Source organism: uncultured Paenibacillus sp. (genome assembly GCF_963515335.1).
Classification (GTDB): domain Bacteria; phylum Bacillota; class Bacilli; order Paenibacillales; family Paenibacillaceae; genus Paenibacillus_I.
This window is the reverse complement of the sequence record NZ_CAUPYC010000030.1, coordinates 1-23,880: the sequence shown is the minus strand read 5'-3', so window position 1 is coordinate 23,880 and position 23,880 is coordinate 1. Positions and strand designations below refer to the sequence as shown.

21 protein-coding genes, 1 pseudogene and 1 other annotated feature are annotated in these 23,880 nt (G+C 56.7%); of the genes and pseudogenes, 20 read left to right on the top strand and 2 right to left on the bottom strand.

The window, feature by feature from the left end:
- Positions 1-615: 615 nt before the first annotated feature.
- The 5 genes from RWM61_RS11330 (at position 616) to RWM61_RS11310 (ending at position 4,022) form a co-directional block, all read left to right on the top strand.
- Positions 616-1,854 carry a glycosyltransferase family 2 protein gene (locus RWM61_RS11330; RefSeq protein ID WP_314000740.1) on the top strand — a complete coding sequence of 413 codons (1,239 nt, stop codon included), beginning with the start codon at positions 616-618 and terminating at the stop codon, positions 1,852-1,854.
- A gap of 62 nt (positions 1,855-1,916) precedes the next feature.
- Positions 1,917-2,066, top strand: a sequence feature (ribosomal protein L20 leader region).
- 75 nt (positions 2,067-2,141) lie between these two features.
- Entirely contained in the window at positions 2,142-2,636 is a 495-nt protein-coding gene (infC, locus tag RWM61_RS11325; protein WP_314000787.1) for a translation initiation factor IF-3, read from the top strand.
- Between the two features lie 56 nt (positions 2,637-2,692).
- Positions 2,693-2,896: a 50S ribosomal protein L35 gene (gene rpmI, locus RWM61_RS11320; protein ID WP_314000738.1), complete on the top strand. Its 204-nt coding sequence runs from the start codon at positions 2,693-2,695 to the stop codon at positions 2,894-2,896.
- Between the two features lie 49 nt (positions 2,897-2,945).
- On the top strand, positions 2,946-3,305 hold the full coding sequence (rplT, locus tag RWM61_RS11315) for a 50S ribosomal protein L20 (RefSeq protein WP_314000736.1): 360 nt from the start codon (positions 2,946-2,948) through the stop codon (positions 3,303-3,305).
- 432 nt (positions 3,306-3,737) lie between these two features.
- On the top strand, positions 3,738-4,022 hold the full coding sequence (locus RWM61_RS11310; RefSeq protein WP_314000734.1) for a hypothetical protein: 285 nt from the start codon (positions 3,738-3,740) through the stop codon (positions 4,020-4,022).
- Positions 4,023-4,060: 38 nt separating this feature from the next.
- Here the strand turns inward: RWM61_RS11310 and RWM61_RS11305 are convergent, their stop codons facing one another.
- A complete protein-coding gene (locus tag RWM61_RS11305; RefSeq protein ID WP_314000732.1) occupies positions 4,061-4,540 on the bottom strand; it encodes a GNAT family N-acetyltransferase in 480 nt (159 codons plus the stop codon).
- A gap of 684 nt (positions 4,541-5,224) precedes the next feature.
- Between RWM61_RS11305 and ilvB the strand changes: the two genes are divergently transcribed.
- The 14 genes from ilvB (at position 5,225) to RWM61_RS11235 (ending at position 21,134) form a co-directional block, all read left to right on the top strand.
- Positions 5,225-6,967, top strand: coding sequence for a biosynthetic-type acetolactate synthase large subunit (gene ilvB / locus RWM61_RS11300; RefSeq protein WP_314000730.1), 1,743 nt, complete (start codon positions 5,225-5,227; stop codon positions 6,965-6,967).
- A 2-nt stretch (positions 6,968-6,969) separates the two neighbouring features.
- Positions 6,970-7,461 carry an acetolactate synthase small subunit gene (gene ilvN, locus RWM61_RS11295; RefSeq protein WP_314000728.1) on the top strand — a complete coding sequence of 164 codons (492 nt, stop codon included), beginning with the start codon at positions 6,970-6,972 and terminating at the stop codon, positions 7,459-7,461.
- 297 nt (positions 7,462-7,758) lie between these two features.
- A complete protein-coding gene (ilvC, locus tag RWM61_RS11290; protein ID WP_314000726.1) occupies positions 7,759-8,751 on the top strand; it encodes a ketol-acid reductoisomerase in 993 nt (330 codons plus the stop codon).
- Positions 8,752-8,932: 181 nt separating this feature from the next.
- On the top strand, positions 8,933-10,477 hold the full coding sequence (locus RWM61_RS11285) for a 2-isopropylmalate synthase (protein ID WP_314000724.1): 1,545 nt from the start codon (positions 8,933-8,935) through the stop codon (positions 10,475-10,477).
- A gap of 21 nt (positions 10,478-10,498) precedes the next feature.
- Positions 10,499-11,578 carry a 3-isopropylmalate dehydrogenase gene (gene leuB / locus RWM61_RS11280; RefSeq protein WP_314000722.1) on the top strand — a complete coding sequence of 360 codons (1,080 nt, stop codon included), beginning with the start codon at positions 10,499-10,501 and terminating at the stop codon, positions 11,576-11,578.
- Between the two features lie 162 nt (positions 11,579-11,740).
- Complete coding sequence (locus RWM61_RS11275; protein WP_314000720.1) at positions 11,741-12,289, top strand: peroxiredoxin; 549 nt, start codon at positions 11,741-11,743, stop codon at positions 12,287-12,289.
- A gap of 307 nt (positions 12,290-12,596) precedes the next feature.
- Positions 12,597-13,019, top strand: a complete 423-nt coding sequence (locus RWM61_RS11270; protein ID WP_314000718.1) for a hypothetical protein — start codon at positions 12,597-12,599, stop codon at positions 13,017-13,019.
- Positions 13,020-13,149: 130 nt separating this feature from the next.
- Positions 13,150-13,956, top strand: coding sequence for an RNA polymerase sigma factor SigI (gene sigI / locus RWM61_RS11265; protein ID WP_314000716.1), 807 nt, complete (start codon positions 13,150-13,152; stop codon positions 13,954-13,956).
- A complete protein-coding gene (locus RWM61_RS11260) occupies positions 13,953-15,575 on the top strand; it encodes an anti-sigma factor domain-containing protein (RefSeq protein WP_314000714.1) in 1,623 nt (540 codons plus the stop codon). The genes sigI and RWM61_RS11260 overlap by 4 nt, the downstream gene beginning before the upstream one ends.
- Positions 15,576-15,756: 181 nt before the next feature.
- Entirely contained in the window at positions 15,757-16,158 is a 402-nt protein-coding gene (locus RWM61_RS11255; protein WP_314000712.1) for a hypothetical protein, read from the top strand.
- A complete protein-coding gene (locus RWM61_RS11250) occupies positions 16,158-17,531 on the top strand; it encodes an ATP-binding protein (protein WP_314000710.1) in 1,374 nt (457 codons plus the stop codon). Before RWM61_RS11255 ends, RWM61_RS11250 begins: the two co-directional genes overlap by 1 nt.
- A gap of 101 nt (positions 17,532-17,632) precedes the next feature.
- Positions 17,633-19,189, top strand: a complete 1,557-nt coding sequence (locus RWM61_RS11245) for a leucyl aminopeptidase (protein ID WP_314000708.1) — start codon at positions 17,633-17,635, stop codon at positions 19,187-19,189.
- Between the two features lie 32 nt (positions 19,190-19,221).
- Positions 19,222-20,535: an MFS transporter gene (locus RWM61_RS11240; protein WP_314000706.1), complete on the top strand. Its 1,314-nt coding sequence runs from the start codon at positions 19,222-19,224 to the stop codon at positions 20,533-20,535.
- Complete coding sequence (locus tag RWM61_RS11235; protein WP_314000704.1) at positions 20,532-21,134, top strand: sulfite oxidase-like oxidoreductase; 603 nt, start codon at positions 20,532-20,534, stop codon at positions 21,132-21,134. Before RWM61_RS11240 ends, RWM61_RS11235 begins: the two co-directional genes overlap by 4 nt.
- Positions 21,135-21,201: 67 nt before the next feature.
- Here RWM61_RS11235 and RWM61_RS11230 read toward each other — a convergent pair.
- A pseudogene (locus tag RWM61_RS11230) lies at positions 21,202-21,426 on the bottom strand (DDE-type integrase/transposase/recombinase); the annotation flags it as partial.
- 203 nt (positions 21,427-21,629) lie between these two features.
- Between RWM61_RS11230 and RWM61_RS11225 the strand changes: the two are divergent.
- Positions 21,630-23,291, top strand: coding sequence for an AIPR family protein (locus RWM61_RS11225; RefSeq protein WP_314000703.1), 1,662 nt, complete (start codon positions 21,630-21,632; stop codon positions 23,289-23,291).
- The last annotated feature ends 589 nt before the right edge of the window (positions 23,292-23,880 follow it).

The following is a 23,880-nucleotide window of genomic DNA, read 5'->3' as shown; positions in this document are numbered from 1 at the left end:
TTATGTTATCGTTTGAATAAGAAAGTGTCGCGGCGTTTCTTTATCTCGCCAAGCGGTCGTCCTTAATAGCATCTTACCACACTGCTATCGTTCGTTACCGCCGTTTTACAAATAGCATGAGTTGGCAATGCTGTTACGGTAGTCGCGGCTCCCGTGTTGCAAAGGCATCGAACGTTCATCATTTTGTCACATGGCAAAGCAACGGATCGGGGTTCGTAATCGTCTATACAGGGTAAGGAAAAAAAACCGGCTTTTCCGTTTACGCGCGAGAGGACCGGGATGTTTTGGGCGTGCGCGGGAAACGTTATAGCGTAATGGCGCCGCCTTCAGGCTCCCGGGCTGTCGAACGAACAGAAGAGGCCGAAAAAGGGGGCCGTGGTCCAAATTCCCTTTTTTTCCGGGATGCGCGCCGGTAAACCTGCCGCTTTCGTCTCCAAGCTGGACGTTCGGCGGCCATCCGGCTTTTGACAAACCGCGATATTCCGTGGAAAATGGGAAACGCAGTTTGCCGGACGGCGCCGGCAACCAAAAAGAGAGCTCGGCGCCGTCGTAGAAGCCGATAGCAAGTAAAGAGAGAGTATGAAAAAAAGGGGTCTTAAGGGGGCACAATCAAATATGTTCAACGTGTTGCTGATTTTTGCGCAAATCGTCGTTGCGGTTGTCGGCGTGTATCAGTTCGTCATTTCGGTGTTCGGCGTCATGAAGCGCAAGTCGCGCAACATGCACGCGCCGCGCAAGTCGTTCGCCGTTCTGGTGGCTGCGCACAATGAGGAGCAGGTCGTCGGCGCGCTGCTCGAAAATCTGAAAAAACTCGATTATCCGAAAGAGCTGTATGATATATTCGTTATTTGCGACAACTGCTCGGACGGTACGGCCGACGTCGTCCGCAGCTACGGCGTCCGGGCGTGCGAGCGTCAGAACCCGCATTTGCGCGGCAAAGGGCATGCGATCGAATGGATGCTCAAAGAGCTGTGGGCCATGCCGAAGCCGTATGACGCGGTCGTCATGTTCGACGCGGACAATCTCGTCAATCCGGATTTCCTGATCCACATGAACAACGATCTTTGCGAAGGCCACAAGGTCGTCCAGGCTTATCTGGACACGAAAAACCCGGACGATTCCTGGGTTACGGCCGCTTACGGCATCACGTACTGGTTCTGCAACCGGTTGTGGCAGCAGTCCCGCACGAATCTCGGCATGGCGAATTTCCTCGGCGGAACCGGCATGTGCTTCGAGTCCGGCCTGCTCAAGGAAATGGGGTGGGGCGCCACAAGCCTTGTTGAGGATCTGGAGTTCACGATGAGGTGCATCCGGCGCGGCGTTCACCCTGTGCTGAACTACGACGCGAAGGTGTACGACGAGAAGCCGATCACGTTCCAGGCGTCGGCCCGCCAAAGGCTGCGCTGGATGCAAGGGCATTTCAACGTCGCCCGCCGTTACTTTTTCCCGCTTCTCTGGCAGAGCGTCAAGGAACGCAGCTTCGTCAAATTCGACGCGGCCCTGTATTCCGTCACGGTGTATAACGTTCTGCTCGGGTTTCTGCTCAGCGTCATGATGTGGACGGACAACATCGTTCCGGCCGGTAATATTTTCGTATCGATCTATGAATATTTGCCGGTTTGGGTAGTCGGCGTATCGTTGTTTTTCGGCATCATCCAGTTTCCGGCGGCGCTTGCGCTCGAGCGGGTCAACAACTGGAAAATGTATGCCCACCTGTTGACCCTGCCGTTCTTCCTGCTCTCCTGGTGGCCGATTACATTCTATGCGTTCTTCACGCAGAACAACAAGCAGTGGAGCCACACCAAGCATACGCGCGTACTGCGGCTGGAGGAAGTGCAGAGCAAGCAGGTGTAGTATTCGTTGACACGGCTTCGGCAGCGTGTTATAGTAATTGTTAGTGTTTGTTGAATAGCTGTTAGCGCAAGAAGAAGCACCCGCTTCTCACCTGTCCGGTTGTGCCGGCCGGTTCGCTATCATTCGGAAAGCCGCCTGTGCATTGCGGACAGGCAGCGCCTCGATGATCGATTATGGAATGCGGGTCCGGCGACCCGCATTTTTTTGTTTGAATGCGGCGGCCGGCTGTGTATAGAAAATCAGCGACCATTTGGCGGAGGTGAAGGATTATTAGCAGAGAGCATCAGATCAACGACGAGATCCGGGCGAGAGAGGTTCGCCTGGTAGGTCCCGATGGCGAGCAGATCGGCATCAAGCCGATTCGCGAAGCGATGCAGATGGCGATTGACGCCAACATGGACCTGGTCAACGTGGCGCCGACGGCGAAGCCGCCGGTGTGCCGGATCATGGATTACGGTAAATTCCGTTACGAGCAGCAGAAGAAGGAAAAGGAAGCCCGCAAGAACCAAAAGATCGTCGACCTGAAGGAAGTCTGGTTCCGCGCCAACATCGAGGAGCACGACTATCAAGTGAAGTATAAGAACGTCGTCAAGTTTTTGGGCGAAGGCGACAAGGTCAAGGCTTCGGTCCGTTTTCGCGGACGCGAAATTACGCACGCCGCCATCGGCCAGCGCATTTTGGACCGCCTGCAGAAGGAAGTGGCGGACATCTGCGTCGTTGAGCGCGCGCCGAAGCTGGAAGGCCGGAGCATGATCATGATTTTGGCGCCGAAGAACAACTAGGCGCGGCGGCGGCATCGCGCACGACTATTTTGTAATGAAGATGGAGGAAACATCCCATGCCAAAGATGAAAACGCACAGCAGCTTGAAAGACCGTTTCAAAATTACCGGCACCGGTAAAGTGAAACGCTACAAAGCTTACAAGAACCACCTTCTCTCCGGCAAATCCGGCCGCCAGAAGCGCGTGCTGAACAACCAGCCGCTCATGGCTTCCGGCGACGTGGCTCGCCTGAAACAAGGCCTGTCCCAAATCAAAGGTTAATCAACGGCTCGAACGATATATTTAGCAGATACCACAGGAGGTTTTATTCATGGCAAGAGTGAAAGGCGGATTCGTCCGCACGCGTCGTCGCAAACGGATTTTGAAGCTCGCGAAGGGCTATTTCGGTTCCAAGCACAGACTGTTTAAAACGGCGAAAGAGCAAGTGATGAAGTCGCTGCTCTACGCATACCGCGACCGCCGTCAGCGGAAGCGCGATTTCCGCAAGCTGTGGATCACGCGGATCAATGCGGCAGCCCGCCAGAACGGCCTGTCCTACAGCAAATTCATGTACGGCTTGAAGCTGGCCGGCGTGGAAGTAAACCGCAAAATGCTGGCCGATCTTGCGGTCAACGACTCGAATGCCTTCAACTCGCTTGCGGGCATCGCCAAGCAAAAAATCAACGCCTAGGATTTGTAGGCCGTCAGGCCGCATCCGGCGTTTCAAGGCCGCCCCCGGAGGGCGGCTTTCATCTGTCATAGGGGAATTGTCCATCGGCGCCCGGATCGATCGAAGGGGCGTGAACGTTCGTGGGACGATCCGGAAGCGGGCAGGGAACAACGTTGTCGGCACGGCGAAAAAATGGTATGCTGGAAGCAGAAAAGGGACCGGCTGCAACCGATCCCCGCACAACAGCCGCTGGAAGAGCGGCAGCGATGTCAGGACCATAAAGTAGACCGAACACCTTGGCGAGGGCGGTCTACTTTTCTTTTTTGGAGAAAGTGAGAATGAGGATGACCAGCTTGTATTTGCGCCCTTTTCCGGATCTCCACGGACATTGGTACAGGTTGCGTTCGCCCTGTATGAATAGCATGGAGGAGAACGGATAAGGGAGGGAAAAGCATGCAAGACGTAACGATGGAGCAAGCACGCAAGCTGGTAGGCAAAAAAGTATATGCGCTTCGCAAGGACGGGGCGGTCATTTCAGGCAAACTGATCCGCGCCCGTTCGGGTAAGCTGTTCCTGCAGGCGGAAGGAAAAGGCAAAGCCGCTACGAAGGCGATTCTGCCTTTGGTGCTGTTCGATTTGCTGGCGATCGGAACGGCGCCTTACGGCTATGGGTACGGCGGTTATTACGGCCCGTATGGAGCGGGCGTCTACCCGTACGGCGGCGGTTTCTGGTTCTGATCCGCCAAGCCCGGCCGGCAATGTCCTGACCGTCCGGTTCAGGTCATTGCCGCAAGGTGCGCCGACCCGCCTCCGCTTAGCGGCTTGACGAGCTCGAAGCAGCGGTAATGGGGAAGGTAGCGTACGGTCGCATAACCGAGCCGGGCGTAGAAGCGATGCGCCCGCTCGTTGCCTTGGTCCACGAACAGGCAAGCCCTCGAGCAGCCGGCCGAACGGCCGTATGCTTCGCCGCAGGCCATCAGACGCCGGCCCAGGCTGCGCCGCCGACGGTTCGGCTGGACGGCGAGCATATCGACGACCAGCACATCGTTTCGGGCGACGACATGGATGAAGCCGTCCGGCTGCGCGAGCCGTTCGCGCGACGCGACGAACGTGGCTCCCCATTTCAAACGGGACGCCAGGTCGCGGTCGGACAGGCGGCCCGCATAGCCCGCATGGTGCGACAGCGGGACAAGCTCGGCCCGGATCAGCCGGACGATGTGGGCGGTGTCGGTTCGTGCCTTGTATGATCTGATCATGATGATCCCTTCCCGTATTCAGGATGTTTGCCGCTGCGGGAGCGGCTGCTGGTTGCATCTTATGCGGAAGAAGGGCCGGTTGCCCGGCGCCGCATAACTTTTCCGCCCGGGGGAAGATTAGTCTTGACGAACGCTTCCGCAGTGCATATAATTAACGATAAGCTAATACGACATCGGCAATGATGAGGACGAAGTGTTAAGGGCTCTTTTGCTCAGAGAGCGGACGGAACATGCTGAGACCGTCGCCAAAATCCCTTTTCTACGAGCTCACCTCGGAGCTGTTTTCCTGAAAGGCGCCGCTTATTAGGGAAAATCGCGGGGCACGCGTTATAGTGCCATAGGTAAGAGGATCGGAGTGCACGCCGTTTTCTTTCCTATCGAGGTTGTACATTGCGAGATGTATGACAAACCTGGGTGGTACCACGGAAGATATGCCTTTCGTCCCTCAACACGGAATACGTGTTAGGGGCGGAAGGCTTTTTTGGTTTTAGAGCATTTGTCTTATGCCCGGGCTCCCGGCCGGCCGTATCGAAAGCGATACGGATGCAAGCCGAGGATGAGCCGCCGCGTTTGGCGTACACGTTCGATGCGAGCGGACTTAACCGTCCGGTCGGCGGAATAAGCCGCAGCCATTTTTGCTTTTCGGGACAAATTTTCGGACTATGCGGAAGGAGGATGACCAGGATGAGCGCACAAGATACGACGCTTCGGTCAAAAGAGGAAATCATGGAAAGGCTGTCGAAGCCCGAAGTCATTACGGGTTCCGAAATATTGCTTCGGAGCCTGGTGCTGGAGGGCGTCGAATGCGTATTCGGCTATCCGGGCGGCGCGGTGCTGTACATTTACGACGCGATGCACGGTTTCTCGGATTTCAACCATCTGCTGACGCGTCATGAGCAAGGGGCCATTCATGCGGCTGACGGATATGCGAGGGCGAGCGGCAAGGTCGGCGTCTGTATCGCAACCTCGGGTCCGGGAGCGACGAATCTCGTCACGGGCATCGCCACCGCGTACATGGATTCGGTTCCGCTGGTCGTGATCACGGGCAATGTCGTCCAGAGCGCGATCGGGACCGACGCTTTCCAGGAAGCCGACATTATCGGCATTACGATGCCGATCACGAAGCACAGCTATCTGGTTCGCAAGGCGGAGGACTTGCCCCGCATCATCCATGAGGCGTTCCATATCGCGAACACCGGCCGGAAAGGTCCGGTACTGATCGATATCCCGAAGGACGTGTCCGCGGCGGCGACGCTGTTCAAGCCGGCGAAGGAGATCAGCATCCGCGGCTACAACCCGACCGTGTCGCCGAACAAAAATCAGGTCGACAAGCTGATCAAGGCGATCGCCGAAGCATCCCGTCCGGTCATTCTGGCAGGCGGCGGCGTCGTTTACTCGGGCGGCCATGAGGAGCTGTACGAATTCGTCACGAAGACGGACATTCCGATCACGACGACGCTGCTCGGTCTCGGCGGTTTCCCGAGCGGCCACGAGCTGTGGATGGGCATGCCGGGCATGCACGGAACCTATACGGCCAACAAGGCCATTCAAGGATCCGATTTGCTCATCAACATCGGCGCCCGCTTCGACGACCGCGTAACGATGAAGCTGCAGGGCTTTGCGCCGAACGCGAAAATCGTCCACATGGACATCGATCCGGCGGAGATCGGCAAAAACGTGCCGACCGACATTCCGATCGTCGGCGAGATCAAGACGGTGCTCCAGCTCGCGAACAAGGACGCCAAACGGGCCGACAAGGCCGACGAATGGCGAGCGCAGGTTGCGCGGTGGAAGAAGGAAGTGCCGCTCAGCTACACGGATTCTGATGTCGAGTTGAAGCCGCAGTGGGTCATCGAGATGATTCATGAGACGACGAAGGGCGAAGCGATCGTCACGACCGACGTCGGGCAGCATCAGATGTGGGCCGCGCAGTATTACCGTTTCAACCGGCCGCGTTCCTGGGTCACTTCCGGGGGCCTCGGCACGATGGGCTTCGGCTTCCCGTCCGCGATCGGCGCGCAGATGGCCAATCCGGACCGTACGGTCGTGTCGATCAACGGCGACGGCGGCATGCAAATGTGCGCGCAGGAGCTGGCGATCTGCTCGATCAACAACATTCCGGTCAAGGTGGCGATCATCAACAACCACGTGCTGGGGATGGTCCGCCAGTGGCAGGAAATCATTTACGACAATCGCTACAGCCATATCGATCTTGCCGGCAGCCCGGATTTCGTCAAGCTGGCCGAAGCGTACGGGGTAAAAGGCTTCCGCGCTTCGAACAAAGAAGAAGCGCGCCGGGCATGGGAGGAAGCGCTCCGTCATGACGGACCGGCAGTCGTCGAATTCGTCGTCCGCAAGGGCGAGAATGTGTATCCGATGGTTACGCAAGGAAACACGATCGATGATATGATACTGGGGGATGCGTAGAAATGAGCAAGCATACGATCGCCGTACTCGTCAATAACCAGCCCGGGGTCCTTCAGCTCGTATCCGGCCTGTTCGGCCGCCGCGGCTTCAATATCGAGAGCATTACCGTCGGCGCAAGCGAAGAACCGGGCTTGTCCCGGATGGTCATCGTCACCACCGGTGACGACAACACGCTGGAGCAGATCAGCAAGCAGCTGTACAAGATCATCGACGTGATCAAGGTCGTCGACCTGAGCGCCAATCCGATGGTGGGCCGCGAGCTCGCGTTGATCAAGGTCAATGCGGAGCCGGCCTCCCGTCCCGAGATTCTCGGTGTGGTGGAGACGTTCCGCGCATCGGTGGTCGACATCGGCTCCAGCACGATGATGGTGCAGGTTGTCGGCGATTCCGACAAAATCGACGCGATGACCGAGCTGCTCAAGCCGTACGGCATTCGCGAGCTTTCCCGCACGGGCGTCACCGCCATGGTGCGCGGCAACGCATCGATGAAGTAAAGTATCGCCGTTTCGGCGAATTGCCGGATGGAAGGTTGCAATGCCGGCGGGATGGGTGTACCTTTATTCTAAATGGGGTCCCCGAAAAGTAACCGGATTAAGCTACAGAGCATCACGTCACTTTTTGGGGATTGTTTTGCGGCATTGCGGAAGCGGGGCCGCCGCTGTAACGGCAGCGGCCTTACATATGGAACCATGCCCGCTTTGAACGGGTGCTCAAGCGGGGGAACCGCTTCGCCGGCTCCCTCCTCGAGCACCCGTTCAAAAGGGTTTAAATCAAAGGAGGCTTTTATTCTCATGGCAGTCAAATTGTTTCACGAGAAAGATGCGGACCTTGCAGTTCTGCAGAACAAAACGATCGCGGTTATCGGCTACGGCAGCCAGGGCCATGCCCAAGCGCAAAACCTGCGCGACAGCGGCCTGAAGGTCATCATCGGCCTGCGCGCCGGCAAATCCGCCGACAAGGCCAAAAATGACGGCTTTGAGGTGCTTCCGGTAGCGGAAGCGGCCAAGCTGGCCGACGTCGTGCAAATTCTGATGCCGGACGAAACGCAAGCCCGCGTATATAAAGAAGAGATCGAGCCCAACCTCAAAAAAGGCGCCGCGCTCATGTTCTCCCACGGCTTCAACGTTCATTTCGGCCAAATCGTGCCAAGCGCCCATACGGATGTATTGCTCGTTGCGCCGAAATCGCCGGGCCACATGGTTCGCCGCACGTACGTGGAGGGCTTCGGCGTTCCCGGTCTGATCGCGATCGAGCAGGACGCAACCGGCAACGCGCAGGCAATCGGCCTGGCTTATGCCAAAGGCATCGGCTGTACCCGCGCGGGCGTTATCGAGACTTCTTTCCGCGAAGAAACCGAAACCGACCTGTTCGGCGAGCAAGCCGTTCTGTGCGGCGGTACGAGTGCTCTGGTCAAAGCCGGTTTTGAAACGCTCGTTGAAGCGGGCTATGCGCCTGAGATGGCTTACTTCGAGTGCCTGCACGAGCTGAAGCTGATCGTCGACCTGATGTACGAAGGCGGCCTGGCTTCGATGCGCGATTCGATCTCCAACACGGCTGAGTACGGCGACTATGTCACCGGTCCTCGCATCGTGACGGAAGAGACGAAGAAAGAAATGAAACGCGTGCTGGAGGACATCCAGTCCGGCCGCTTCGCGCGCGACTTCATCCTTGAGAACCAATCTAACAAGGCGACGCTGACGGCTACCCGCCGCCGCGAGGCCGAGCATCCGATCGAGCAGGTGGGCAGCCAGCTGCGCGAGCTGATGCACTGGATCAAGAAATAAGCCAGCTCATATAACGGAAATCCGATACGGACAAATCGTCGGCGAATGATCCCGGAACGGACGGACCACTGCGAAACCATGCCCCTAGCGGGGCATGGTTTCGCCGCGCCGCCGGGCCGGGATATTGCGCTTACGGACAAACGGCGTATTGCCCGGCAGGCAGACGCCACGGAGGTGCGGTATGCGTAAAATCTACATTTTTGATACGACATTGCGCGACGGGGAGCAATCTCCGGGCGTCAACCTGAACATGAAGGAGAAGGTTGAGATCGCGCTGCAGCTGGAGAAGCTGGGCGTCGACCGGATCGAGGCCGGCTTCCCGGCCGCATCGCCCGGCGATCTCGCCGGCGTCAATGCGGTGGCGCGCGCGGTTAAGAACGCGACGGTCATCGGCCTGTCCCGTTCTCGCACGCCGGACATCGACGCGGTGCGCGAAGCGCTGAAGGACGCGCAGGATCCGTGCATTCACCTGTTTTTGGCGACTTCTCCGATCCATCGCAAGCACAAGCTGCGGATGGAGAAGGAGCAGGTGCTGGAGGCGGCCGAAGCGGCGATCCGGTATGCGAAGCAGTATTTCAGCAAGATCGAATTTTCGCCGGAGGACGCCGGACGGACCGAGCTCGATTTTCTGTGCCGGGTGACGGAAATGGCGATTCGCGCGGGTGCGACCGTGGTCAACATCCCCGATACGGTCGGCTATATGACGCCTTCGGAATTCGGCAACATTTTCAAGACGCTGAAGCAGAATGTGAACGGCATCGAGAACATTCAACTGAGCGCGCATTGCCATGACGATCTCGGCCTGGCGACCGCCAATGCGCTCGCGGCCATCGAGAACGGTGCCGACCAGGTCGAAGGCACGATCAACGGCATCGGGGAGCGCGCCGGCAATACGGCGCTCGAAGAGGTCGCGCTCGCGCTCGCGACGCGGGCGGAATTCTACGGCGCCCAAACGACGCTGAACCTGAAGGAAATCGCCAAGACGAGCCGTCTCGTCAGCAAGCTGACCGGCATGGTCGTTCCGGGCAACAAGGCGATTGTCGGCGCGAACGCGTTCGCGCATGAGTCCGGCATCCACCAGGACGGCATGCTGAAGGAGAAGACGACGTACGAAATCATCTCGCCGGAGACGATCGGCCTCGTCGAATCGAAGCTGGTGCTCGGCAAGCATTCGGGGCGCCACGCCTTCCGCGAGAAGTTGATCGATCTCGGCTACGATCTGGGTGAAGACGCGGTGAACGCGGCGTTCGGCAAGTTCAAGGATTTGGCCGACCGCAAAAAGAATGTGAGCGATGAAGATATACGCGCGATGCTGGAAGAGAAGCTGATCGACACGCCGGAGGTCTACACGCTGGAGAAGCTTCAGGTCAGCTACGGCAACCAATCGGTTCCGCACGCGACCGTGTCGATCCGGGTTGCCGGCAAAGGCATCTCGGAGCGGAATGCGGAAGGGAACGGCTCGGTCGACGCGATCTACAACGCGATTGACGGCCTGACGGACGAAACGGTCGAACTCGAGGACTATTCGATCAAATCCGTAACGCAGGGCAAGGACGCGCTCGGCGAGGTGCACGTCGTATTGAAGCAGGGCGAGGTTTCCGCCCAAGGCCGCGGCGTCAGCACCGATATTCTCGAAGCAAGCGCCCGCGCCTACATGGACGCGCTTAACCGGCTGATCGACAAGCGCCAATCGCCGGGCCGCCGAGATAAAATGAGCTTGATTTAATCAAAGGAGTGTAAGGGTATAATGGCTGATGTGAAAAAAATCGCGGTTATCGCCGGAGACGGCATCGGACCGGAGGTAGTCGCGGAAGCGATTAAAGTGATGAATAAAACCGAGGAGCTGTTCGGCTACAAGTTCTCGTTCGAGCACGGCTTGTTCGGCGGCATTGCCATCGACGAGAAAGGAACGCCGCTGCCGCAGGACACGCTCGACATGTGCAAACGAGCGGACGCCGTTCTGCTCGGAGCCGTCGGCGGCCCGAAATGGGACAACAACCCGAAGGAGCTTCGTCCGGAAACCGGCTTGCTCGGCATCCGCAAGGCGCTCGGCCTGTTCTCGAATATTCGCCCGGCAACGATCTTCGATTGCCTGAAGGAAGCTTCGACGCTGAAGCCGGAGGTGCTGGAAGGCACCGACCTGATCGTCGTGCGCGAGTTGACAGGCGGCATCTATTTCGGCGAGAAGTTCCGCCGCGAAGGCGAGAACGGACAGGAAGCGGTGGATACATGCGTATACAATGTAGCCGAAGTCGAGCGGATCGTTCGCCAGGCTTTTGAAATCGCGCAGAAGCGCCGCAAGTTCTTGACCTCTGTCGATAAGGCAAACGTGCTGGAAACGTCGCGCCTGTGGCGCGAAGTCGTCAACCGGATCGCCCCGGAGTATCCGGATGTCGAGCTGGAGCATGTGCTTGTCGACAACTGCGCGATGCAGCTGCTCCGCCGTCCGTCCAGCTTCGACGTCATCGTCACCGAGAACATGTTCGGCGACATTCTGAGCGACGAAGCGGCGATGCTGACCGGCTCGATCGGCATGCTGTCCTCCGCTTCGCTGGGCGAAGGCGCGTTCGGATTGTACGAGCCCGTGCATGGCTCGGCGCCCGACATTGCAGGCCAAGGCATCGCGAATCCGATCGCGACGATTCTGTCGGTGGCGCTCATGTTCCGGCTGACGTTCGGCTACGAGGATGCCGCAAAATCGATCGAGGATGCCGTCGCCGAAGTGCTGAACGACGGCCACCGGACCGGTGACATTGCCGTGGACAAGCGCAAAGCGATCGGCACGCAGGCGATGGGCGAGCTTATCGTTGCGGCGATGCGCAAATAAACGGATTCTATAATAAATTTATTTGTAATTAATATAAATAAATAATGAGTATAAGGTTGACTTTATTCTTGACCAGTGATAATATCATATCTTGTAAGCCAGGCTGCCGGCGAGGCGGCGGGCTCCAAGAAAATACGCTAACGCGCAAGGAGGATTCTGCTCATGGCACAACGTTTGGTAGGCCGCCCGGCTCCGGACTTCACGATGGAAACCGCGCTGGGTAACGGCAAAGATTTCGGCAAGGCTTCGCTTTCCGATTTCAAAGGCAAATGGCTCGTCCTGTTCTTCTATCCGCTGGACTTCACGTTCGTATGTCCAACGGAAATTACGGCGCTGAGCTTGGCTGCCGACGAGTTCAAGAAGCTGAACACGGAAATTCTCGGCGTCAGCACGGACAGCAAACACAGCCATCGCGCATGGATCAACACGCCGGTCAGCGACAACGGCCTCGGCGAACTGAACTTCCCGCTGGCAGCCGATCTGACGAAGAAAGTCGCAAGCGACTACGGCGTCCTGATCGAAGAAGAAGGCATCGCGCTGCGCGGCCTGTTCATCATCGATCCGGAAGGCGAGTTGAAGTACCAGGTCGTTAACCATAACGACGTGGGACGCAGCGTTGACGAAACGCTGCGCGTGCTTCAAGCGCTGCAATCGGGCGGCTTGTGCCCGATGAACTGGAAACCGGGCCAATCGACCCTGGTTGCGAAATAAGCCGCACGGAAGCAGAACCCGCTACCCTTCACCACAGGGTACGGGTTCTTTTTTGTTGGCGGGATCCCCGAAAAGGAATGGGAATACGCTGCAGAGCTTCGCTTCACTTGGGATGATTTTGTGCCGATCATTTTCGGCCGTGGGATTGGGCCGGCGGTGCTCGACGGTCGCTGCCGGCGGCATTTGTCGAAACGTCGTGCAGGAATTCGACCCGTCCGCCGCGAATAGGTAGGGTACATGGCAATGAAGATGTGATTCGCCGGGAACGCGGCGGGTATCGAATGGGTAAAAGTATGGGGGTGACGGCATGAGCTTCTGCTGCGGCGCCAGTATGATCGGCACGAAAGGCACGTTAAAACATTACCGGACGCTCATTCATAACGTGCCGATCCTGTTCTGTCCGGTGTGCCACCGGGTGGACATCCATTACCTGGCAGAGAACGAATATGAGATACTGGCCGAATACGCGCACGGAGACGGCGCTTCGGAGGTCGATTTCCACGATTACGTGGAGCAAAAAGGTAACGCGCTGCTCGAAAACTGCGTAAACCACGAGAACGAGGATCCGATGGACGTGGTCATGAGTCAAATCGACATGGCGCTCGATCTGCTGAGCTTCGCCAAGCAGCTCGGGGATACCGATTGGGAAGAGCAGCTCAAGAAACGGCTGATCAAATTGAACGGCAGGCGGAACAAGCTTCGTCGACGCCGTCCCTCGGAATCTCGCTGACGTGAACCCGCCCGCCTCCTGAGGGAGGCTTTTTTTCTTGCTGCTGCGTTCAAAGTCCTTCGGGAAATATTCGGTCTGCCCCCTTAAGGAGCGGCCTGTTAACGAATGATGTACATAAGAGGTGGAGCGGTTGTTACTCCTATTGATCAAACGGTTTTTCGGCAGAAACGAAGCCGGGAACGGGGAGAAAGCGTCACCCGAATCGGTCGTGGAGCGGATCGTCCAGGGCGAGCCCGGTTTGCGCGACACGTTCATCGCGGCTTACCGGCCGTACATCGCCAAGGTGACCAGCCGGTTCTGCAAACGATATATCGATCCGACCTGCGACGACGAGTTCAGCATTGCGCTCTCCGCATTCAACGAGGCGATCGACCAATTCTCGCCGACCGCCGGCAAGTCGTTTCTCGGCTTTGCCGAAACCGTCATCCGCCGCCGGTTGATTGATTATGTCCGAAAAGAGCAGCGCCATGCGCACACGGTGCCGATGAGCGCGTTCGATACGGAGGACGACGAGGATACGCCGGTCAATCCGGTGGAAACGGGCGAGGCGCTTGCTGTTTATGACAAGGAGCGGCAATCGGAGCTGCGAAGATACGAGATCGAAGCCTTTACGGCGAGGCTGAAGCCGTTCGGCATTTCTTTTATGGAGCTGGCCGACAAATCGCCCAAACACGCCGACTCGCGGGCGATGCTGTACGGGATCGGCGCCCGTCTCGCGTCGGACGCCCAGCTGTTCGCGCTGCTCGAGGTGAAGCGGCAGCTGCCGATCAAGGAGCTGACCTTGCTTAGCGCGGTGTCCCGCAAGACGCTGGAGCGCAACCGCAAGTTCATTATCGCCGCGGCGATCATTATGCAAGGGGATTATCCGCATCTGCAGGCATATCTGGAGCTGCCGGACGGAACGACCGACCGAACCGTGGAAGGAGCGGGACTATGAACAGGGGCATCGTGCTGGAAGTGCATAGAAGGTTTTGCGTAGTCCTCACTCCGGACGGCTCGTACCGGAAGGTGCCGGGGGGTCGCCATCGCAGGGTAGGCGAAGAGATCGAGTTCGGGGATGCGAGCACCGGCCCGTTGCGGCGGCCGGTATGGATGCCGGCGGTCGCCGCGGCGGCGGTCATTCTGCTCCTGGCTCTGGCCGTTCCCCGCGCATGGCCGTTCGGCGGGCCGAAGGTGGCGGCGTATGTGGCGATGGATATCAATCCGAGCATCGAGTTCGCCATTGCGGCCGACCGGGATGTGCTGAAGCTGCGGGCTTTGAACGCCGACGGCGCCGCGGTGATCGCGGGTGTCGCCTATAAGGGAAAGCCGATTGAGGAAGTAACGTCCCGGATTATCGAGAAAGTCAACGACGCCCGTTATCTGGAGCTTAACGACGGCGATATTTTCATCACAAGCATCCTGATCGACGGCGGCATCTCGGCGGGTTTCGAGGATGAAGTCGCCGCCGCGGTCGACAAAGCGGTGACGCAAACCGTCAAGGCGAGCGGAACGGCTGCGCCCGTGCAAATCACCCATCTGAAGGCGCCGGCGGAGCTGCGCGAAGCGTCGATCTCAAGAGGGGTTTCCCCAGGCAAAATGGCCGTTTATCTGCTCGCGAACAAAGAGGGAGCGTCGCCGCTCGAGCTGGAGACGTTGAAGCAAACGTCGATCCATAACGCGGTGAAAAGCCTTGGCGGCGTCCAGGCGCTGGTCGGCGGCGCGGCGGCGGACGATGACGGTGTTAAAGCGGAGCTGAAAAAGCTTCTGAAGATCGAGAAGGAAGCGGCCAAGGCGAACGTCAAGGAAACGAACGACGCCGGGAATGAGGCGGTTCGACCGAAAACGGAGACGAACATCGAACGGGTCGAGCGCGTGAAGGATCGCCGCGGCAGCGGGAACGAGGATCGCGCCGAGGAGAATGAGGACAAGAAGGACGGTAGGAAAGGCGCCAAGAAGGATGCTGTTGAAGACGATCAGCGGGAAGATGACGAGAATAATGACGAGCGCGGAGACCGCGGCGAAGACGACGTCGGCGACGATGGCGACGCCCGCGATCGCGGGCGGGACGACGATCATAACGATGGCGAACGGGATAGCGGCAAGCGGACAAAAGGCGACGGTTCGGATGACGGGGCAAACCGAACCGTCAAGTCTTCCGGCCCGATGCAGCAGCCGAATCAGCGGTGGATCAATAAGCCCTTGGACGGCAAACAAGCAGACAATGAGGATGACGAACCGGGCCGCGGCGATGAGTCCGGCGGCAATAACGACCGGCGGCCGGCCGGCAAGTCCGACAGCGATAGCAAGAGCGACGGCGGAACAAGGGCGAAGGGCGATTCGACCGGCTCCGGCAAAGGCGGGCGCGATGGAAGCGAAGAAGCTTCCGACGGCCGCCGCGATTACGTTTCCGGGGATAAGCGGAACAATACGGTGAACCGCGGCGATGACGATGAAGACGAGAACAAGCGGGCCGGTCGAGGTAACGGCGATAGCGTAAAGCGTCAGCGGGATAAAGAAGACGGCGGCCAAGACCGGCTTAAAACCGGTGAGCGCGACGAACGGGACGACGATTAGCGGAAGTCGCGAAAGCGGAAAAACGGTGAAAGCCTTTGCTTTTACCGTTTTTTGTTTCCCGGCATTCCGCATTTTTCGACAAAGTCTCCGGTTGACTCCAATTCTTTACATAATTATGATAAAGACAAGACAGGTTGGAACCATTGAGTGATAACGCTATACAAGCGGAGGCGAACGCAATTTGGAAACCTTCCTCATCACTAAACCGTCCGATGCGATTCAAGCACGCGAACGGGCGCGCGAGATGGCCAAAAGTCTCGGTTTCGGTCTGGTGGATCAAACGAAGTTGGCATTCGCAGTTTCGGAAATGGCGTTAAAGCTTATTGCAATAGCGGATGTGTGCCGCATGACTATCGATTATTTTCTGAAAGAGGAAAAGGCGGGAATCGAAGTAAGCATGTACGAACGGCATAGAAATGCGGCGTCCGTGGACGCGGAATGGGCCGCCCAGTTGGTGGATGATTTGGACGTCAACCGCAACCGTTCCGACGAAACCCGCATTACGTTCCGCAAATGGCGGAAGGCGGCGGAATCGGACGATTGTGTCCCCTGCCCGGCAACCGCGGCAGGGGAGGAAGAATGATGGGCGCGCTTCGCAAGCACTATTTTCCGGCGTTAGCCGAGTATGTAAGGGAAGGCAACGAAGCTTCGCTGTTCGAGGCTACGCAGCTCGGCAAGCTGCTTCAAGGGATTCATCCGGAAGAGATCATCGCGCTGCACGAAGAGACGATGCAGACGCTTGTGGCCAATGTGGAGTCGGAGGAGGCGCTGGCGCTGTACAACCGCTCCTTCATTTTCCTGATCGAGCTTATGGTCGCTTATCGGATTCGGGTCCAGCCCAGCGATCAGAACGAGCGGATTTTTACCGAAATGCGGGAGATGCTGTTCAAATCGCATTTGTCTTTTCAGAATGTAAAAAATAAATACGAGAACGTCCTGCAGCATATGGACAGCGGGATCGCGTTGTTCGATGCGGACGGGATTCTGTCGTTCATCAACCTGAAGATGGCGAAGTTGCTCGATGTTCCCCGGAAAATGCTGGTCGGCTGCACGCTCCGCGACATTTTGTCCCGCCCGGATCTGAAGCGAAGCGCGAAACGGACGATTTTGCGCGTCTATCGCGAAATGGTGCTGCAACGCTCCCGGTATTATGAGATTCAGGACGAAGCGGGCCGACATTTGCTTCTGACGGGCACTTATGCCGATGAGCTGGACGGCGACTACCTGATCAGCGTAAAAGACGTAACCGAGTACAAGCAGATCGAACAGAGCGCCTACCAGAACGACAAGCTCGCCATGCTGGGCAAAATCGCGGCGGCGATCGCGCATGAGATCCGCAATCCCCTTACGTCGATACGCGGTTTCATTCAACTGCTCAGGCCGCATTTGGCGGGACTCGGCAAGGAAGAGTACGCTCGGATTATCCTCACCGAGATCGATCGCGCGAACGACATTATTTATGAGTTTCTGAATTCCTCGAAGCCTTCTGCTCCCATGGTCCGGACGGTGGAGATCGACACGCTGCTTAGAGAGGTTCTGCTGCTGTCCGACAGCGAAGCGTTGATGAAGGGCTGCGAGATCCATTACGAGTCCTACGAAGAGAATCTTCAGGTAGCGATCGATACGAAGCAAATCAAGCAGGTGATCCTGAATCTCGTGCGAAACGCGCTGGATGCGATCGGCGACATGACCGAGGAGTACAAGGGGCGGATTGATGTCGCGACGTACAGAGAAGACGGCAACGTCGTCATTATGGTCCGCGACAACGGCAAAGGGATGGACCGGCGAACGCTCGGACGGCTGTTCGATCCGTTTTTTACGACGAAGGAAGCGGGCACCGGACTCGGACTTTCCGTCAGTTACCGGATCATCCGCAATCATGGCGGAACGATTCATGTGGAAAGCACACCGGGCGAAGGGACCGAGTTCAAGATTCATTTGCCTTCGGTATCCTAAACGATTAGAATCGGGGTAGAGTCCGATTCTTTTTCATTTTACCTATATTGCCCGGCGGCGCCGAAGCCCGCCGGGTTGCCTGTGAGGAGGGTGTCATCACGATGGAGGTTCGGTTTCGACTGGAGGCAAACGCAGCCGAGGCGCTGCGGAACGCGGAGGTTATCGTGCGGCTTGCGGGCGACGGATTCAAGCAAGGGACGTCCCCGTCCGCTGCGGGCGCCGGCGCAGGCTTCCCTGCCCAATTGGAGGAAGCGGCGAGGCGGTATGCGGAGAAGGGGCTGTTCAAGGCGGAAGCCGGAGAGACGCAGCTGCTTCCTACGCTTGGCCTCACGGATGCCGAGCATGCCGTATTTGTCGGGATCGGCGGCAGCCATACGGCTGAAACGCTGCGGAAAGCCGGCGCCGCGGCCGCCCGCGTCGTGAAGAAGCTGAAGGCGGGCAGCGTCGTTGTTTGGGTGGACGGCCATGTATTCGTCGGCACTTCGGAATGCAAGACGGCGCAGGCTGCGCAAGCTTTAACGGAAGGGCTGCTGCTCGGCCTTCATTCCCGCAAGGCGCGCCGGAAGGAGACGGCGGAGGAGACGGATGTGGCCGTCACGTTTACGATGCCGGACGCGGAAGGAAACGGAGGGCCGGCGGAAAGCGTCTCCGAGTGGGAGAGAGGCATGCACCGTGGACTCGTGTTCGGGCAAGCGACCTGTTTCGCGCGGGACTTGACCAACCTTCCAGGCAACATGCTGACGCCCGAGATGCTGGCGCTCGAAGCGGAGCAGCTTGCGAACCATCTCGGCCTGGACATCGAGGTGATCGACGAGTGGACCGCCGCCGAGCAGGGAATGGGCGGACTGCTCGGCGTTGGCCAGGGCAGCGTCAATCCGCCGCGGATGATCGTCATCCACTATGAGGGCGCGCCGGACGATAAAGACAAAATCGGACTGATCGGCAAGGGCATCACGTTCGATACGGGCGGCATTTCGCTGAAGCGGGCGGACGGCATGGAGGAGATGATCTCCGACATGGGCGGCGCGGCCGCGGTGCTGGGCGCGATGCGCATCATCGCCGAGCTGAAGCCGAAGGTCAATGTGGTGGCCGTTGTTCCCGCGGCGGAAAATATGCCGTCCGACCGTGCCCTTAAGCCGGGGGACGTGTTGACCACGATGAGCGGCCGTACGGTTGAGGTCGTGAATACGGATGCGGAAGGCCGCCTCGTGCTGGCGGACGGCTTGACGACCGCGATCCGGCGCGGCGCCACCCGGCTGATCGATGTAGCCACCTTGACGGGTGCCGTTATGGTCGCCTTGGGCGATGTCGCGACAGGCGCCATTACAAATGACGACACCCTGATGCAGGAGATCGTGCTCGCGGGCCAGATAACCGGCGAACGCATCTGGCCGCTCCCTTCGTTCCCGGAATACAAGAAACAGATCGAGAGCGACGCGGCCGATTTGAAAAACAGCGGCGGCCGGCATGGCGGCACGATTACCGGCGGGCTGTTCATCGGCGCTTTTAACGAATCGCTGCCTTGGGTTCATCTGGACATCGGAGGCACGGCTTGGCTGTACAAGGAGAGGGGCTGGGAGGCGAAGGGAGCAACCGGCGTCATGACGAGGACGCTGGCGGAATTTGTGCTGCGCCAAGACACCGGTCCCGGAGTATAATCGCATTACCGACATCGTGAGGAGAACATCGTATGGCTTTCATGCAACGTTTCAAATGGCCCCGCTCCAGAAAAGGACCCGGCTCCGAGCAGCGGAAGGCGCTCCGGCTCGCCGTATGGGAAGGCATTCCGGCCACGCTTGTCGGCAACATGCTGGGCGGGCCGATTCTGACCGCTTATCTGCTGTTCATGGGCGCGACCTCCCAGCAGATCGGACTGGTGCTGGCGATTCCGCCGCTGGCCAATATCGTCCAGATCGCGGCGGCGTTCCTCATGCAGCGGATGGAAAACCGCAAGTACTGGATGGCGCTGATCGGGACTCTGCACCGGTCGACCTGGGTAGCGACCGGGGTTATTCCGTTTCTCATGCCGGACCGGCTGCAGGTGCCGGTGTTTATCGCTCTTTTCTTATTCTCCTTCCTTAACGCGTCCATCGGCGGGGTTGTCTGGTCGTCCGTAATCTCGGACATGGTGCCGGCACAGGTGAGAGGACGGTATTTCGGGATACGGAATACGATCCATTTCGCCTTCGCCGGCGTGAGCCTCCTCGCTGCAGGGCAAATTCTCGAATGGGCTCCTTCGGAGGGGGCCGGCTTTGTGATTCTTTATGTGATTGCAGGGGCGGCCACCGTATGGAATGCGATCGAGCTTTTCCGCTATCCGAACCCGCCGTTCGAGAAGTCCGCCGAGCCGGGAGGCATGGGCCAATTTTTCAAGCCGCTCATGGACCGCTCGTTCACGCTCGCAACCGCTTTTATCGCGCTGTTTATTTTGCTCCAGAACATCGTTGTACCGCTCTTTTCGTACGTCATGCTTGAGGTGCTGCAGATCAGTAAGTCGCAGGTAACCCTCGTGACCGCCGTGCAGATGATCGTGATGATGGTCAGCTATTACTATTGGGGTAATCTCAATGCTCGCTTTGCGACGATTACGCTGCTGCTCTGGAGCCTGCCGCTTATCGCTTTATCGTGCGTGCTTTGGATCGGGCTGGAGGTGCTGCCTGTTCTGCCGGTTCTAATCCTGGTGCACATGGCGCTCGGCATCGGTCAAGGCGGCTACAACCTGCTCACGTTCAACTTTCTGATCGGCGATACGCCGAAGGCCGACCGTCCGATGTACATCGGCTTTTTCGCCGGGGTGACCGGCCTTGCCGGGTTTATCGGCCCGATGGTGGGCGGCGCGCTGTACGAACGGATCCAGGGCGGCGCGTTTTGGGTGCAAAGCTATGGGGTATCCTTGTTTACAGGCGCGGCGCTGCTGGTATTGGCTTTGGCGGTAGGGCCGTTCGTGCTTTCGCGTTCCGGGAAACGCGCGGGAAGCCAATCGAAGGAGGTTATTTCAGGATGAGCGACAACGTTATCGAGAACCCTTTCCGTTCGCGGGCGGACCGGGTGCCGCCGGGCCAGCGGGTAACCGACGGGTTTCCGGTGCTCCATTACGGCGACGTTATTTATTACAGGGATATGAGCAAATGGGATTTGCGCATGTTCGGACTTGTCGAGGAGGAGGCGCGCATCCCATATTCGGAGTTCATGAAGCTGCCGATGAAGGAGTTCGCCAACGATATTCACTGCGTCACGACGTGGTCGAAGCTGGACAACGTCTGGGAGGGCGTGCCGGTATCGGCCATTATGGACAAGGTGAAGCTGAAGCCGGAGGCGAAGTACGTGATGCTGCATGCGGAGCAGGGGTGGACGACGAATCTGCCGCTCGAGGATTTCCTGCGCGATACGTCGTTCCTCGGCATCCGGCACAACGGTGCGCTGCTGACGCCGGAGCACGGCTATCCCGTGCGCATGGTCGTGCCGCATCTGTATTTCTGGAAAAGCGCCAAGTGGCTGCGCGGCATCGAGTTCATGGCGGCGGACAAGCCGGGCTTCTGGGAGCGGAACGGATATCATATGTACGGAGACCCGTGGCTATCACAAAGATATGATTTTGATTGAGTAGGTAAATGATGAACCCATTCAGCCAGAAGTTGAATGGGTTCATTTTATTTGATTTAAAATGTTTGAGCGCCTGCAGCACCAGTTCCTTCGTCATGCGGTCGCTCATGTGCCATCCGACGATCTTACGGGAGTATAAGTCCATTACGCTCGCCAGGTAGAGCCAGCCTTCCCCTGTCGCGACATAGGTCATGTCCGTTACCCATTTCTCATTGGGTTTGCTTGCCGTAAAGTCTTGGTTTAACACGTTGTCTTGAACGGGCAGGCTATGCTTCGAGTTCGTTGTTGCCTTTCGCGAAGAAGTGCATGGCCTTTTTTAAGATTTCGTTCTCCTCTTGCAGGTCACGTATCTGCTTTTGCATTTCCCGTAATTCATTCCTTGTGAAGTTTTTTTGCTTAAATCCCTTGTGCGCAGGTTTCATGAACGACTAAGCTCTTGTGTTTGGTCAGGTATTTCATTATCATAAGATCAAACAGGATTTGGAAGGTGAAGCAATGGACATTGCTAAGCAAATCGTGGACCAGTGGGCACGAAAAATGGTAGCTGAACATCCGGAATGGTTCAATGAGGATAATGATTTAAATAAGAAAATATCGAGAGCTTTTACCCTGTTAGGGGTTTCCTCTTATTTGGGAATCGAACCTTCCGAAGCGGATTCCTTACTTACAGATGGCGGAAATGATTCGGGAGTAGACGCAGTATATATAGGGGATACGGACAACGATAATGTTAGCTTTCCGGTTGTCATATTTCAAGCTAAATATAAATTTGAACTGGCGAATGATTCCAATTTTCCGGCCAACAGTGTGCTGAGAGTAACAAATGCGATCAAGTCCATTTTTAACCCGACGAAAGAATTGATGATGAATCACCTTTTACAGCAAAAGGTTACCGAGATTCGCGCATTAATAATGGATGGATACATACCGGATATAAGATGCGTGATGATGAATAACGGTATCGAGTGGAATGCCGAAGGCAATCAACATATTAGCGAAATAGCCAACGATCAAATTTCCTTCGAACACTACAATCATCGGGACATTGTCAATCAAATACAGCGAAAAACCCAAATAAACGAGACGATCACGCTTTCCGGCAAAAGTGTGGTTGAAGATTTTAATTTCAAAAGGGTCGCTATCGGCAAGATGAATGTTCGGGAAATAGCGAACTTAATGGACAAACATGGGGACGCACTATTGGAAAAGAACATTAGAAGACATTTGGGTATACATAAAAATAGGGTGAACTCGGATATTCAGCAGACGTTAACGTCGGATAAAAAACCTAATTTTTATTTCTTCAACAATGGCATAACCATGGTTTGCAGCCAGTTTAATTATAACAAGTTCACGGAAGAAAACAGACTTGTCAATGTCAAAGACCTTCAAATCATCAATGGAGGACAGACAAGTAAAACCATCTTACATACTCTAAGGGAATATCCGGAAGTCGATTTCTCACAGTGCTTTGTTTTGGTTAGATTATACGAATTGCCCGGAGAAGAGCACGATGAAATGCTTTCCGATATTACCTTTGCCACAAACAGTCAAAACCCTGTAGACCTGCGTGATTTGCGGGCAAATGAAACCCATCAAAAGCAGTTGGAGATCGCTGTGGAACAGCTGGGCTACTCTTATAAAAGAAAGCGTGATAGCGGAGTTTCATTCGGCGATTCCATTCCATCATCGGTAGCTGCAGAAGCAGTATTTGCGATATGGAGAAAACAGCCGCACATTGCAAAATATAAACGAAATGAGCTGTTCGGCAAATTTTATTCTGAAATTTTCAATGATCTAAATGCCGCGCAATTAGTTATTGCCGTATTGATATTCAGATATTGCGACAGTCAAAGAAAACGTGATATTCTTGTTTCCCAATATCCTCATTTGCCATACAGCAATTACTTCATGTCCACTATAATCGGTAAACTTTTGTTGGAAGACCTAAAAATCGAGCTTCCCAAGCTGAACCATCAGAATTTCGAGGCGGCAAGGTCAAGTTTTGAAAACAACAAAGAAGCATTATACACACGCGCTAATAATAGTATTATGGGTGCGCTTGCAGAGATGTACCCGCAAGGTTACCAGAACATCGATCCAAGGCGATTGTCATCAACCTTCAGAAGCGGGTTTTTATTAGAAAAGATATTATAGCAGTTTGGAAGAACAACCGACACGTAGCTCAATCGACAGACGTCTCTTTCGCAGAGGCGTCTTTTCTCTTGCTCGGCGGCTCAACGACCGGCCGGCGTTTCCTGAATCTTCGGCTTTACAGCCATCTCATCCGGTTATATCATTCAGAAGAACAGACGATGTCAGGGGGACGGTCGATGACTTTCCGATACATGCTTCGACATTTGTGGAGCCGGACCATAATCCGGAATATGCTTTTTTCCTATCTCGGCGTCAATCTGCTACTGCTCTATTTGCTTAGTGTCGTCTCGATTCGGGGTTCCACATCGGCTATCACGGAGGAAGTTACGGCCTCCAGCTATAAAGTGATGCAACAGGCAGCCCGCGGGTTTAACTTTAACCTGGAGGAAGCGAAGCGGACGCTGATTCAGTTCGCAGCCCACTTAGAGGACAGTTCGTCGTGTCGATCCAGGATCTCGCCGTTGGCAAGGTGACACCCGAGCAGGTAACGGAAGCGCTGGACAAGAAGCTCAAAGAAATGGAGAACAAATAGGGTGAACGGAAGCGGAGGGTATTGGGGAGACCGGCTGCCCTCTCTTTACCGAAAGGA

Coding starts and splice junctions, on each gene's coding strand:
- RWM61_RS11330 (WP_314000740.1), top strand. CDS start 616: ATGTTCAACGTGTTGCTGATTTTTGCGCAAATCGTCGTTGCGGTTGTC.
- rpmI (WP_314000738.1), top strand. CDS start 2,693: ATGCCAAAGATGAAAACGCACAGCAGCTTGAAAGACCGTTTCAAAATT.
- rplT (WP_314000736.1), top strand. CDS start 2,946: ATGGCAAGAGTGAAAGGCGGATTCGTCCGCACGCGTCGTCGCAAACGG.
- RWM61_RS11310 (WP_314000734.1), top strand. CDS start 3,738: ATGCAAGACGTAACGATGGAGCAAGCACGCAAGCTGGTAGGCAAAAAA.
- RWM61_RS11305 (WP_314000732.1), bottom strand. CDS start 4,540: ATGATCAGATCATACAAGGCACGAACCGACACCGCCCACATCGTCCGG.
- ilvB (WP_314000730.1), top strand. CDS start 5,225: ATGAGCGCACAAGATACGACGCTTCGGTCAAAAGAGGAAATCATGGAA.
- ilvN (WP_314000728.1), top strand. CDS start 6,970: ATGAGCAAGCATACGATCGCCGTACTCGTCAATAACCAGCCCGGGGTC.
- ilvC (WP_314000726.1), top strand. CDS start 7,759: ATGGCAGTCAAATTGTTTCACGAGAAAGATGCGGACCTTGCAGTTCTG.
- RWM61_RS11285 (WP_314000724.1), top strand. CDS start 8,933: ATGCGTAAAATCTACATTTTTGATACGACATTGCGCGACGGGGAGCAA.
- leuB (WP_314000722.1), top strand. CDS start 10,499: ATGGCTGATGTGAAAAAAATCGCGGTTATCGCCGGAGACGGCATCGGA.
- RWM61_RS11275 (WP_314000720.1), top strand. CDS start 11,741: ATGGCACAACGTTTGGTAGGCCGCCCGGCTCCGGACTTCACGATGGAA.
- RWM61_RS11270 (WP_314000718.1), top strand. CDS start 12,597: ATGAGCTTCTGCTGCGGCGCCAGTATGATCGGCACGAAAGGCACGTTA.
- RWM61_RS11260 (WP_314000714.1), top strand. CDS start 13,953: ATGAACAGGGGCATCGTGCTGGAAGTGCATAGAAGGTTTTGCGTAGTC.
- RWM61_RS11250 (WP_314000710.1), top strand. CDS start 16,158: ATGGGCGCGCTTCGCAAGCACTATTTTCCGGCGTTAGCCGAGTATGTA.
- RWM61_RS11245 (WP_314000708.1), top strand. CDS start 17,633: ATGGAGGTTCGGTTTCGACTGGAGGCAAACGCAGCCGAGGCGCTGCGG.
- RWM61_RS11240 (WP_314000706.1), top strand. CDS start 19,222: ATGGCTTTCATGCAACGTTTCAAATGGCCCCGCTCCAGAAAAGGACCC.
- RWM61_RS11235 (WP_314000704.1), top strand. CDS start 20,532: ATGAGCGACAACGTTATCGAGAACCCTTTCCGTTCGCGGGCGGACCGG.
- RWM61_RS11225 (WP_314000703.1), top strand. CDS start 21,630: ATGGACATTGCTAAGCAAATCGTGGACCAGTGGGCACGAAAAATGGTA.